This window comes from Nonomuraea sp. NPDC050202 (assembly GCF_040656115.1).
Taxonomy (GTDB): domain Bacteria; phylum Actinomycetota; class Actinomycetes; order Streptosporangiales; family Streptosporangiaceae; genus Nonomuraea.
This window is the reverse complement of record NZ_JBFALF010000053.1, coordinates 54,258-66,344: the sequence shown is the minus strand read 5'-3', so window position 1 is coordinate 66,344 and position 12,087 is coordinate 54,258. Positions and strand designations below refer to the sequence as shown.

At 74.0% G+C, this 12,087-nt stretch carries 8 protein-coding genes; 1 reads left to right on the top strand and 7 read right to left on the bottom strand.

The genetic code is table 11. The features are described 5' to 3' along the window. Positions 1 to 80: 80 nt before the first annotated feature. From AB0I79_RS57815 to AB0I79_RS57795, 5 genes are read right to left on the bottom strand one after another with little or no spacing between them, the layout of a single operon-like run. Positions 81 to 1,379 carry a hypothetical protein gene (locus AB0I79_RS57815; RefSeq protein ID WP_357893630.1) on the bottom strand — a complete coding sequence of 433 codons (1,299 nt, stop codon included), beginning with the start codon at positions 1,377 to 1,379 and terminating at the stop codon, positions 81 to 83. A gap of 52 nt (positions 1,380 to 1,431) precedes the next feature. Continuing rightward, positions 1,432 to 2,838, bottom strand: a complete 1,407-nt coding sequence (locus AB0I79_RS57810) for a nucleotide disphospho-sugar-binding domain-containing protein (protein ID WP_357893636.1) — start codon at positions 2,836 to 2,838, stop codon at positions 1,432 to 1,434. Positions 2,839 to 2,884: 46 nt separating this feature from the next. After that, positions 2,885 to 4,414, bottom strand: a complete 1,530-nt coding sequence (locus tag AB0I79_RS57805; RefSeq protein WP_357893628.1) for an MFS transporter — start codon at positions 4,412 to 4,414, stop codon at positions 2,885 to 2,887. Continuing rightward, positions 4,411 to 7,287 (bottom strand): MMPL family transporter, encoded by a 2,877-nt coding sequence (locus tag AB0I79_RS57800; RefSeq protein ID WP_357893626.1) that lies wholly within the window; start codon positions 7,285 to 7,287, stop codon positions 4,411 to 4,413. Before AB0I79_RS57800 ends, AB0I79_RS57805 begins: the two co-directional genes overlap by 4 nt. Further along, positions 7,280 to 8,950: a fatty acyl-AMP ligase gene (locus tag AB0I79_RS57795; RefSeq protein ID WP_357893624.1), complete on the bottom strand. Its 1,671-nt coding sequence runs from the start codon at positions 8,948 to 8,950 to the stop codon at positions 7,280 to 7,282. The genes AB0I79_RS57800 and AB0I79_RS57795 overlap by 8 nt, the downstream gene beginning before the upstream one ends. Positions 8,951 to 9,135: 185 nt before the next feature. On the opposite strand from AB0I79_RS57795, the gene AB0I79_RS57790 reads away from it, so the two are divergent. Next, positions 9,136 to 10,392, top strand: a complete 1,257-nt coding sequence (locus AB0I79_RS57790; protein WP_357893622.1) for an MFS transporter — start codon at positions 9,136 to 9,138, stop codon at positions 10,390 to 10,392. Here the strand turns inward: AB0I79_RS57790 and AB0I79_RS57785 are convergent. Together AB0I79_RS57785 and AB0I79_RS57780 are read right to left on the bottom strand one after the other, a co-directional pair. After that, on the bottom strand, positions 10,374 to 10,838 hold the full coding sequence (locus AB0I79_RS57785) for a hypothetical protein (protein ID WP_357893620.1): 465 nt from the start codon (positions 10,836 to 10,838) through the stop codon (positions 10,374 to 10,376). The genes AB0I79_RS57790 and AB0I79_RS57785 overlap by 19 nt on opposite strands. A gap of 96 nt (positions 10,839 to 10,934) precedes the next feature. Continuing rightward, entirely contained in the window at positions 10,935 to 12,050 is a 1,116-nt protein-coding gene (locus AB0I79_RS57780; RefSeq protein WP_357893618.1) for an FAD-dependent oxidoreductase, read from the bottom strand. Positions 12,051 to 12,087 lie beyond the last annotated feature (37 nt).

Genomic DNA, 12,087 nt, shown 5'->3' with positions numbered 1-12,087 from the left:
AACGCCCTCCCCCGCCCACCCCGCGGGGGGCGCGCCCCCGCCCGGGCCGCCCCCCCCCGGCCCTCGCGCTGGTTCGGGGGTCAGGAGGTGTGCAGGTACACCTGGCCGAACACCTCAGACAGGTTCTTCAGGTCCGTCGCCAGGTCCACCTCGGGGTGGGCCGGGTCGTAGACGGTGGCCAGGCGCGGCTTGATCGTGCCGAGCTTCTTGAGCTGCTCCCACGTGGTGTTGGCGGCCCACTTCTCGCCGTACACCCGGCTGACCTGCCCCTGGTCGTTCTGCCAGCGCGACCAGAGCGTGACGGTCTCGGCGGCGTCCTCGCGCAGCGGCGCGGCGATCCGCTCGGCGATCGCCTTGGTGACCTGCTCCTCGGTCAGCGCGGAGGAACCGGCGGCGGCGAACGAGGCGTCCTCGGCGGCGATCTGCGCGTAGGCGTCCCAGGCGCGGGCCTGGACCTGGGCCCACTGGTTGCGCTGGGCGGCGGTGGCGTCGATCTTCCAGGTCGCGTACTCGGTGGCGAAGTGACCGCTGTCGAGGGCGAGCTGGTCGAGGTAGCCCTTGCTCAGCCAGGCGCCGATACGCTCGGGGTCGAGCAGCGGGTACTTCTTGGTCAGCTCGGCCGTGCAGGCCTGGTCCGCGCCGCAGCCGAGCACCGGCACCACCGTGTGCGCGGCCAGCTTCTTGCCCGGCAGCAGCGTGCGCAGCGCGGTCGCGGTCTCGGAGACGAACTTGTCCAGCTCGTCCGCCGTGGCGAAGGTCTGGTTGTAGCCGAGCTGCGAGGTGAACCTGACACCCACGACCCCGGGCTGCGTGGCGACCAGCGCGGCGATCTTCTTGGCGGCCTCGGTGAGCTTGCCGGCCTTGTAGTCGTCGGCGAGCTCGGTCTCGATCCAGACTCGCATGGTGGTCTGGGTCTGGGCCATGGTCTGCGTGGCCTGGCCGGCCGGGGTGGCCTGGGCGGCGGTCTTCTCGGCGGCGGTGATCGAGTTCGGGTCGACGTAGCACTGCTCGCCGTTCTGGCACTCCGGCGTGCCGCCGTCCTCGGCGCCCGGCACGTCAGGGGAGTCGACGTCGTGGAGCTGGCCGTCGCCCTCGGCGTCGGTCGGGCACTCGTTGCCCGCCTCGCCGCAGTCGATCATGATCGGCGGGATCGGGGCGGCGTTCTCCATGTTCTCGCCGTCGTTGCCGAGCCAGAAAAGCGCGGTGTCCAGGGCCTCTTCCGGCGTGTTCAGCCAGGTGCACACCACGTACGACGGGGTGCCGGGGGGCAGCTCGTCGTTGCAGTTCCTGTCGCCGTCCTCCGAGTAGGCGGGGACACCGATCCCCAGCAGCGAAAGGGTGAGACCGATGATGAAGACCTGCCGTAGCCGCCGTCTCATGGCACCTAACTTCCAGGGGGTGATCGTGGGCATATGAACCATATCTGGACGATCAAGGACGATCAATGAGATCCGCGGCGTTCTTCACGCCATGCTCAACACGTAGTAGCCGTCCCAGTCGTACGGCGTTCTCCCGATATTCATGTACGGCGATCAGCCGCGCCGCCAGCTCGTCCCTGGTCAGCCCGGTCACGGGCAACGGCCGCGGCCCCACCCCCAGCGCCGCCACCCGCCTGCCCCAGAACGGCTGGTCGGAGAAGAACGGGCAGACCACGTTCGGCACCCCCGCCGCCAGGGCCGTCCCCGTGGTGCCGGCGCCGCCGTGGTGCACGACGGCCGCCATCCTCGGGAACAGCCGTTCGTGCGCCACCTCCCCCACCACCCGCACGTCATCGTCCTCGGCCACCGGCAGCCCCTGCACGACGCCCCGCATCCGCGCCCGCCGCAGCGCCCCGGCCACCTCGGCCGCCACCCGCTCCGGCTCGCCCGGCACCATGCTCCCGAACCCCACGAACACCGGCGCGGGCCCCGCCTGCAGAAAGTCCTCGATGCCGCCGTCCGCCTCCGCGGCCGGCAGCCGCCAGTAGCCCGTCAGGTGCACGTGCCCGGGCCAGTCCGCGGGCCGGGGCACGACGAGCGGGCTCACCCCGCACAACACCGGCACCCGCGCCCGCCGATCCGCCGCGAACGGGCTCCCGCGCAGCGGCCCCAGGCCCAGGACGCTCGACCGCAGCCGGTTCACCATGCGGCCGAGCACCAGCCAGCCGAGCCGCTCGATCACGGCGTAGCTGGCCCGGTTCCCCAACGGGCCCAGGGTCGCCGGCGGCACCAGCGGGTTGGGGAACTCTCGGGTCGGCTCGCTGGGCTGGAAGTGCAGGATCCGGTACGGGATGCCGTACCGGTCGTGCAGGTGGCGGCCGAAGGCGCCCAGGGCGGGGGCGAGCACCAGGTCCGCGCCCGCGCAGGCGGCATCCACCTCCTTGACCAGGGTGGTGGCCAGCGGCTCGACGACGGTCCTGAACCCGCGCACGAACCCCAGCGGGCCGCTCCCCAGCCACCGCCGCCCCTCCTCGCTCTCCACGACCGCCGGCGGATCCACGCTCAACGCGGCGAACGCCACCCCGGGCCCCGCCGTCGCGCCGTACCGGTCGCCGCGATCGCCCGGCGCGACGTCCTCGCCGCCGCGCTTCGCCGGCGCGATGTCTCCGTCGCCGCACTCTGGCGGCGCGACGCCACCGTCGCCGCACTCTGGCGGCGCAACGCCACCGTCGCCGCACTCTGGCGGCGCGATGCCTCCGCCGCTGCCGCACTCTGGCGGCGCAACGTCCCCGTCGCCGCGCCGGGCGAGCCAGGCGTATCGGCGGGGCGCGACCAGCGTGACCGCATGCCCGCGCGCGGCCAGCTCCCGGGCGAGCGCCGCACACGGTTGCACGTCCCCTCGTGACCCGAGCCCCAGCACCGCCACCCTCACGTCCCCGCCGCCTCCCGGGTCGGCGACCGCGGCCTCATGGGAGGGTCACCAGGCTGATCAGCGCCCCGGCCAGCACCAGCCCGGCCGCCGCCAGCAGCCCTACCGCGTACCCGGTGGCGAAATCGCCCGCGGCGTGCACGATCACCCCGACGGCCGCGATCCCGAAGAGTCCCGAAATTTCGCGACTCACGGAGAAGATCCCACCCGCCACCCCGGCCCGCGCCTCCGGCACGGCGCCCAGCACCGCCGACCCCAGGGGCATGGTCAGCGCCGAGCCCACCCCGATGGCGCACACGGCGGGCAGCAGCCGCCCCCACCCGTCCCCCGCCTCCAGCGTCGCGGCCAGCGCCATCCCGGCGGCCACGAGCACGAGCCCGGCGGCCACCGTCCGCCCGGCCCCCAGCCGCCGCTCCACCAGCGGCACGACCGGCGTGACGATCACGACCAGCAGCGCCAGCGGCACGAACGCCACCCCGGAGTCCGTCGGCGTGAACCCGAGCACCCCCTGCAGGAAGATCGCCGTATAGAAGAACACCCCGTTCACCCCGAGCCCCCAGAGCACCTGGGCCGCCACCCCGCCCGCGAAGCTCCGCACCCTGAACAGCCCCAGCTCCACCATCGGCTCCCGGGCCCGCCGCTCGGCCACCACGAACGCCACCCCGCCGCCCGCGCACCCGAGCACCGCCACCACGACGGCGGGCGACGTCCACCCGTGCGCCCCACCATGAATCAACGCGAACGTCCCGGCCGCCAGGAACACCACCGACGCCGCCACCCCGGCCACGTCCAGTTCCCGCCCGCCGGCTGCACGGGCACGCGAACGGTCGGCGCCACCCGACCCGGCGGCCACACGAGCACGAGGGCGGCCAGGCCGGCCGGCGCCGCCCGGCCCGGCGACCGCACGAGCACGAGGGCGGCCAGGCCGGTCGGCGCCGCCGGGCCCGACGGCCACACGAGCACGAGGGCGGCCAGGGTCGCCCGCGCCATCGGGGACAGCCACGGTGACCAGCGCCATGATCGCGACGCCCAGCGGCACGTTGGCCAGGAACACCCAGCTCCAGTGCGCATGCTCGCTGAGGTAGCCGCCCGCCACCGGCCCGAGCGCCAGCGCCGCCGCCCCGGAGGCCATCCACACGGCCACCCCCATGGAGCGCTGCCGCTCCTCCCGCCCGGCCAGCACGGCAAGCGTCGCGGGCAGGATCAACGCCGCCCCGGCCCCCTGCGCCAGCCGGGCCGCGACCAGCACCCCGACGGAGCCTGACAGGCCCGCGCCGAGCGAGGCCACCGTGAACGCCCCCAGCCCCGCCAGCAGCACCCGCCGATGCCCGTGGACGTCGGCCAGCCGCCCGCCGGCGAGCATGAGGCCCGCGAAGGTCAGGATGTACCCGGTCGCCACCCATTCCAGGTCGGCCAGGCCCGCGCCGAGGTCGCGCTGGATGCTGGGGATCGCGACGGTGACGACCGTGTTGTCCAGCGTGGTCATGAAACCGGCCGCGCCCGTGACGAGGAACAGCGCCCAGGCCCTGACGGGCCGCCGCCGCGCCCCGGTGGCGGTCAGGCTCATTCGTCCACCTCCACCCACGTCCAGCCGCCGCCCGGCAACGCCCGGACCACCCGGGCGCGCCTCTCCACCACCCGCACCCAGCCCACCCGCCGCCCGGCCTGATCACCCTCACCAGCGGCAGCACCTTCACCGGACTCGCCACGTGCACCGCGTTCGCCACGTTCGCGGGGCCCACCACGTTCGCGGGGCCTGCCATCTTCGCCGGGCCCGCCATCTTCGCCGGGCCCGCCATGTTCGCCGGGCTCGGCCTGGAGCTCCCGTGCGGCGGGTTGCGCGGACACGGCAGGTCGCCCGGACACGGCCGGATGCGCGGGCGCGGCGGGGAGCGCGGACGCGCCCGGTCGCGCGGGCGCGGCGGGAAGCGGCACGGGATCGGTGTCCGCCCCGAAGACGGCCGGCCGGCCGTTCACGGTCACCGCGGGCGGCGCGTCCTCAGGAGTCGGCGTGATCGCCCGCGGCAGCCTCACGCCGGACGGCGTACCGGCGGCGGGGCGCGGCACAGGTGCCGATGCCGGTGCCGGTGCCGGGGCCAGTGCGGAGGCCGGAGCCGGTGCCGGGGCCAGTGCGGAGGCCGGAGTGGCCGGGGCGGAGGCCGGTGCCGGGGCGGAGGCCGAGGCGGAGGCCGATGCCGAGGCGGAGGTCGGGGTGGGGGCCGGGGTGGGGGCCGGGGTGGGGGCCGGGGTGGGGGCCGGGGCGGCCTCGCGGAGTGCGATGCGGTGGTGGAAGGCGCGCCACGACCGCGGCAACCACCAGTTCGCCCCGCCCATCAGCCGCATCGACGCAGGCACCAGCAGCGCCCGAACCAGCGTCGCGTCCACCACGATCGCCACGAACATGCCCACCCCGAGCAGCTTCACGATCGTGATCCCGGCCGTGGAGAAGGCCCCGATCACGACCAGCAACAGCAGCGCCGCACTGGTGATCACCCCGCCCGTCTGCTGCAGCCCGGCGGCGACGGCGGCGGTGTTGTCCCCCGTACGCAGCCACTCCGCCCGCACCCGCGACAGCAGGAACAGCTCGTAGTCCATGGACAGCCCGAACACCACGGCCAGGATGAGCACGGTCACGGTGGCCTCGATGGACCCGGTGGAGGTGAAGTTCAGGGCGGCGGCCAGGTGACCGTCCTGGAAGGCCCACACGATCACGCCGAACGAGGCCCCGATGGACAGCACGTTCATCAGCAGCGCCTTGACGGGCAGCACCAGCGACCCGAACGCGGCGAACAGCAGCACCCCCGTGACCGAGCAGACCACGAGCGCCATCCACGGCAGCGTGGCGACCAGGCTGTCCTGGAGGTCCAGTTGGGCCGCCGTGGGCCCGCCGACCACGACCCGCCGCACGTTCGGCTCGGGCGAGAGGGCGCGGATCGACCGTACGAGGGCCCTGGCCTCGTCCGACATGGGGTCCGAGGCGTACCGCACGGCCAGCCGCACCGCCCCGTTCGCCTGTGACAGGCCCGCCACCTCGACGTCCGTGACGCCGGGCAGCCGCTCCAGCCGCCGCGCCAGCGGCCGGACGTCCACGGGGCTCACGGGGGTGACGGCGCTGATCGGCGTGTGGCCCTGCCCGAGCGGCCCAGGAAGCGGCGGCGCGCCGGTGAAGGAGCGCTCGACCAGGACGTGCACGTCGATCGCGGCCATGGCGTTGCGGGCGAAGTCCCGGTCGAGGGTCTCGGCGACGCGGCGGCTCTCGGAGGCGGCCGGGAGCACCCTGTGGTCCACGTTCCCGAACTTGACGTGCAGGAACGGCACCGCCAGCGCGACCAGCACGACGCTCACCGCCACCAGATACAGCACGGGCCGGCGCATCACGCTGGAGGCCACGGAGTGCCACAGCCCGCCCTCCCTGCGCGGCCCGAAGTCGGGCGTGATGCGTAACGCGTTCACGCGCGGCCCCAGCACGCCGAGCACGGCGGGCAGCACGATCAGCGCGGCCCCCACCGCGACGAGCACCACGGCGGCGGCGCCGAGCCCGATCGAGCGCAGGAACATCTGCGGGAACAGCAACAACCCCAGCAGCGCCGTGGCGACGGTCAGCCCGGAGAAGGCCACGGTGCGCCCGGCCGTGGCCATGGTCCGCACCACGGCCTGCTCGTTCGTGGCCCCGCGGGCGATCTCCTCCCTGAACGCCTTGAGCACGAACAGCGAGTAGTCGATGGCCAGGCCGAGCCCGAGCATGGTGACGACGTTCAGCGAGAAGACGGACACCTCGGTGACGGAGGTGAGCAGCCGCAGCAGCACCAGCGCGCCGAGCACCGCGAGCAGCCCCACGACCAGCGGCAGCCCGGCGGCCACGAGGCTGCCGAAGACGACGACGAGCAGCACCAGCAGCACGGGCATGGAGATGGCCTCGGCGCGGGTGAGGTCGGCGGCGGTCTGGTCGTTGAGCTCGTCGAGGAGGGGCACGGAGCCGCCGACCGACACGTAGAGGTTGTCGACGTTCCTGAGCCGGTCGGCGATGGCGGCGTAGGCGCGCTGCTCGTCGCCCTTGAGCGTGACGATCGCGTACGTCGAGTGCCCGTCCTCGGAGACCATCTTCTTGGACTTGGTCGTCCAGTACGTGGCCATCGCGCGCACGTGCCGGCCCGGCAGGGCCCGCAGCGAGCGGTGCACGGCGGCCTTGTACCGGGCGTCGCGCACCTTGACCGAGGGGTGCCGGTAGAGGACGACGACGTCGGGGGCGTGGCCGCCGTACCACTCGTCGTTCCAGCGGGCGGCGGTGGTGGAGTCGGCACGCGGGTCCTCGAAGCCGCCGTCGGCCATCCGGCCGAACAGCTCCAGGCCGAACGGCGCGACGAGGACGGCGGCCGCCAGGGTCAGCGCCAGCAGGGTCCACCGGCCCCGGTAGACCAGGCGGCCCGCCGACTCAAACAAACAGACCCTCCAGGTACGCCTGGAGGCACGCCTGCCGGGCGATCTTCCCGCTCGACGTCCTCGGCACGGTCCCGGCCCCGGTCAGCACGAAGTCGTGCACCGCTAGATCGTGATATTTCCGGACGGCGGCCCGTACCGCCCGCCCGACCTCCTCCGCGCCGGCGGACTCCCCGGCCCGCGACCGCTCGGCCACCACGACCAGCCGCTCGCCCTCGTCGAAGGGCAGGGAGAAGGCCGCCACCCGGTCCCGCCGCACCGCCGGATGGGCCTCCTGCGCGGTGGCCTCGATGTCCTGCGGGTAGTGGTTGCGCCCGTCCACGATGACCAGATCCTTGATCCGCCCGGTGACGTACAGCCGCCCGTCGTGCCGCACCCCCAGGTCACCGGTGCGCAGCCAGGTCCCGTCCACGCCCTCCAGCACCGCCCCGAACACCTCCGCGCTGCGCGCGGGATCGCGCCAGTAGGCGCGGGCCACGTTCGGCCCCTGCACCCAGATCTCGCCCACCTCGCCGTCCGGGAGGGCCCGCCCGGAGGGGTCCACGATGCGCACCTGCTGCCCGTGGGGGCGCCCGCACGACACCAGGCACGACCCCGCGGCGGCGGGCACCGCGCGCCCGTCCCGCAGCGCGTCGCGGTCGAAGACGGTCGTCACGGGCCGCTCGTCCCGCCCGGTGGCGGTGACGAAGACGGTGGCCTCGGCCAGCCCGTACGCGGGCGTGTGCGCCTCGGGTCGCAGCCCGCACCCGGCGAACGCCGCGTCGAACGCCTCGATCGCCCCCGGCCGCACCGGCTCGGCGCCGTTCAGCATGACCCGCACCCCGGACAGGTCCAGCCCGGCCTTCTCCTCGGGGGTGACGCGGGCGGCGGTGTACTCGTAGGCGAAGTTGGGCCCGGCGGTGAACACGTCCCCGAACTCCGACAGCAGCCGCAACCACCGCACCGGCCGCATGACGAACGCCACCGGATCCATGAACGCCGCCTGGTTCCCGCCCATCATCGGCATCGCGACGGTGGCGACCAGGCCCATGTCGTGGAAGAGCGGCAGCCACAGCGCCGCCACCGACGTCCTGGGCCTGGCCCGGAACAGCTCCCAGAGCTGGGTGGCGTTGGCGGTGAGGTTCCCGTGGGTGATCTCGACCCCGGCGGGCGTGCGGGTGGAGCCGGAGGTGTACTGCAGGTAGGCCAGGTCGTCCGGCCCGGCCGGCTCGGGCTCCCACTCGTCGGCGAGCAGGTCGGAGACGGTGTCCACGGCGAGCACGTGCTTGGGGGCGTGGATGGTGGCCAGGAAGTCCGTGACGCCGGGCAGCGCGGGGGCCGTGGTCAGCACGATCAGGGGGTCGGCGTCGGCGTACGCCCCGGCCAGCCGCTCGCCGTGCCCCGGCAGCCCGGGCGCGAACAGCGGCACCGCGACGAGCCGGGCGTACATCGCGCCCAGCATCGCCACCACGTAGTCCAGCCCCTGCGGCACGAGCACCGCCACGCGCTCGCCCGGCGCCGCCAGCTCGCGCAGCCGCACGGCCAGCGCCCTGGCCTTGAGGTCGGCACGCCCCCAGGTGAGCGTGTGCCGCGTGCCGCCCCCGAGGTGGTCGACGAACGTGTACGCGGGCGCCTGCGGGATCTCCCGGGCCCACCGGGCCACCTGTGCGATCAGCATCTCGCGCATGCCTGGTCCCCCTCACCGTGAGCAGGACCTAGCAAATTACGGGAGAAGCAGGCGTGATTCTTGCCCGGCTCAAGCACATTCCGCGACCGGTCTTGTTGCCGGCGTGACAATAAATATCCACACGACAGCGGGTGTGAGTTGCGGCAGAATAGCGGGGTTTGGCTGCTTTTAGGGAGTTTGCGCCGATGCATAGTTTTCTCCGCGACCTCGGCCTGCTCCGGGACCGCCGCTTCGCGCTGCTGCTGTCGGCGCGGACGATCTCCATGCTCGGCAGCGCGTTCGCCCCCGTGGCGCTGGCGTTCGGCGTGCTCAACCTGCCGGGCGCGACCGCCTCCACGCTGTCGGCGGTGCTCGCCGCCGAGGCGCTGCCCATGATCGCGTTCATGCTGGTCGGCGGCGTGATCGCGGACCGCCTCCCACGCCAGCGGGTGATGATGGCGGGCGAGCTCCTCATGGCGGCCGGGTTCTTCGCGCTGGGCGTCATGTTGCTCACCGGCTGGACCCCGATGCCCGCGCTGATCTCGGCGGCGGCGCTGGCCGGGGTGGCCACGGCGGTCACGTTCCCGGCGCTCACCGGCATCATCCCCGAGGTCGTCCCCCCGGAGCGGCTGCAGACCGGCAACGCGCTGCTCGGCCTGGGCGCGAACGCCTCGCGGGTGGCCGGCGCGGTGCTCGGCGGCGGCACGGTGGTGCTGGTCGGCGGGGGCTGGGCGCTGATCACGAGCGGCGCGATGTTCTCCGTCGCGGGCGTGCTGATCGCGATGTTGCGGCTGGCGCCCGGCGACCGCTCACGGGGCGAGGCCCACTCGGTGCTGGCCGACCTGCGTGACGGCTGGCGGGAGTTCAGCTCCCGGCAGTGGATCTGGGTCGTGGTCGCGCAGTTCTCGCTGCTGGTCATGGCCATCCAGGCCGGGCACGGCGTGCTCGGGCCGCTGCTGGCCAAGGAGAGCCTGGGCGGGCCGCTGGCCTGGTCGGGCTTCCTGGCGGGCGAGGCCGTCGGGACGATCGTCGGCGTGCTGGTGTCGCTGCGGGTGCGGCCGCGCCGCCCGATCCTGGTCGGGGTGCTGCTCTGCTTCCCTGCCGCGCTGCCGTACCTGCTGCTCGGGCTGGACGCGCCGCTGTGGGCGATCGTCGGCGGGGCGTTCGTGCTCGGCGTGTGCTTCGACGTGTTCGGCGTGCTCTGGCAGACCACGATGCAGCGCGAGATCCCGGCCGAGTCGTTGTCGCGGGTCAGCTCGTACGACCTGCTCGGCTCGCTGATGTTCGGCCCGATCGGGCTGCTGCTGGCCGGGCCCGCGGCGGGCTGGTTCGGCACCCGGGAGTCGCTGCTCGGCTGCGCGGTCATCGTGGTGATCTCCACGCTGGCCGCGCTGCTGTCGCCCGGCGTGCGCAACCTGCGCGCGCCGGAGCCACGGGCCACCGCTCACGCCGACCTGAAGTAGGCGTTGGCCCTGGGCTGGAACATCAGCACCAGCGCCCCCAGCACGGCCAGCACGTGCAGCACCCGGCTGGCCGCGAAGACCCACGCCATCGCGTCGGCCCCGGCCATGGCCTCGGCGATCGAGCCGCCCGCGAGCAGCCACTCGATCGGCTCCTTGACCAGCGAGATCGTGCCGAACACGCCGAGCGTCCCCGCCAGCGTCCAGCGGGCCCAGTTCGCGCCGCCCTTCAGCTTCAGCGCCAGGAAGACCGCACCGGCGAAGACGGCCAGCCGGAACCCGCCCTGCGGCAGCACGTCGAGCACCGGCGTGCCCTCGTACAGCAGCTTGCCGATCATCAGCACGGCCTCGAACGCGCCGAACGCGACGGCCGACAGCCACAGCATGGCGGCGGTGTGCACGACGGGCGGGGCCGGCTCGATCCTGACGGCAGTGGTGGTGGTGCTCATGACGGAACCTCCGGAAAAAGTGGTGATACCGCAGTCTCCGTCGCGCACCCTGTCCGGATCATGCCCGCCGTCCCCCGAGTTCCGGTGGGGTGCGCCCTACCCCGTCTGACCGCTTGTCCGCAGGCCACGGGTAGGGACACGCTCGTGCAGCCCGAAGCGCGGGTCCGGCGCGTGCTCGCCGTCCAGGACGCCCGCCACGTACCCGGCCAGCGCCGGCGCGTGCTTGAACCCGTGCCCCGAGTCCCCGCCGAGCAGCCACACGCCGGGTGCGGTCTCGGCGAGCAGCCATTCGGCGTCCGGCGTGAGCGCGTACTGGCAGACCTGGCTGAACAGCACCGGCGCCTGCGCCAGCGCGGGGAACCTGCGGCCCAGGTAGCCCGCGGCCCGCTCGACGCTGTCCGCGTCGACCGCGCGGCTGCCGTGCTCCGGCTCGTACGGCCGCCCCTCCGCGTCGGAGGTGGACTTCATGCCCACCCCGTCCACGTCGCCGTGCCCGTAGGCGGAGGCGTCGTAGTCGACCCAGGCCGGGGTCTCGGGGACCGACCAGGCGGGCGGAACCGCGAAGTGCAGCGTGTCCTGCTTGGTCACGGTGATCGGCAGCCCGTCGAAGAGCTGGGGCAGCCAGGCGCCGCACGCCCACACCACCCGGTCGGCGCGGTGGAGCTCGCCGTCGACCATGACCGCGCTCTCCTCCGGCACGGGCAGCGCCCGCGCCCTGACCAGCCGGACCCCGGCGTACGCCGCCAGGCCGGCGGTCACCTGGGTGGCCCGCCTGGCCCTGATCACGCCCGCGTTCGGCTCCCAGAGCAGGAAGCTGAGGCCGTCGCCGCTGAAGTCGGGGAAGAACCTGGCGCCGTCGGCCGGGTCCAGCTCCTCGCACTCGATGTCCAGTCCTTTCAGCACCTGGGCGCTGGCGTGCTCCCACCCGCCGGGGGTCCTGGCGAACCACACCATCCCGGCCTCCAGGTAGAGCTCCTCCCCCGCCCGCTCGCCCAGCCGCCGCCAGCCGTCCCTGGCCTCCCACGCGCGGCGGGCGTACCAGTCGTCGGCCCCGTGGGCGCAGCGCAGCAGCCGCGTCTCGCCGGCGCTGGCCTGCCGTACGTGCCCCGGCCTGTGCTGCTCGACCAGCGTCACCCGCCAGCCGGTTTCGGCCAGCCGCAATGCCAGCGACGACCCCCAAATGCCCGCTCCGACCACAATGACCGATTTCATGAGACCACGGTGACCGGAAACCGGGCCCCGCCACAAG

What these genes read in the sequence shown, in the direction of transcription:
- AB0I79_RS57815 (WP_357893630.1), bottom strand. Translation starts at nt 1,379, where the DNA reads ATGAGACGGCGGCTACGGCAGGTCTTCATCATCGGTCTCACCCTTTCG.
- AB0I79_RS57805 (WP_357893628.1), bottom strand. Translation starts at nt 4,414, where the DNA reads ATGAGCCTGACCGCCACCGGGGCGCGGCGGCGGCCCGTCAGGGCCTGG.
- AB0I79_RS57795 (WP_357893624.1), bottom strand. Translation starts at nt 8,950, where the DNA reads ATGCGCGAGATGCTGATCGCACAGGTGGCCCGGTGGGCCCGGGAGATC.
- AB0I79_RS57790 (WP_357893622.1), top strand. Translation starts at nt 9,136, where the DNA reads ATGCATAGTTTTCTCCGCGACCTCGGCCTGCTCCGGGACCGCCGCTTC.
- AB0I79_RS57785 (WP_357893620.1), bottom strand. Translation starts at nt 10,838, where the DNA reads ATGAGCACCACCACCACTGCCGTCAGGATCGAGCCGGCCCCGCCCGTC.
- AB0I79_RS57780 (WP_357893618.1), bottom strand. Translation starts at nt 12,050, where the DNA reads ATGAAATCGGTCATTGTGGTCGGAGCGGGCATTTGGGGGTCGTCGCTG.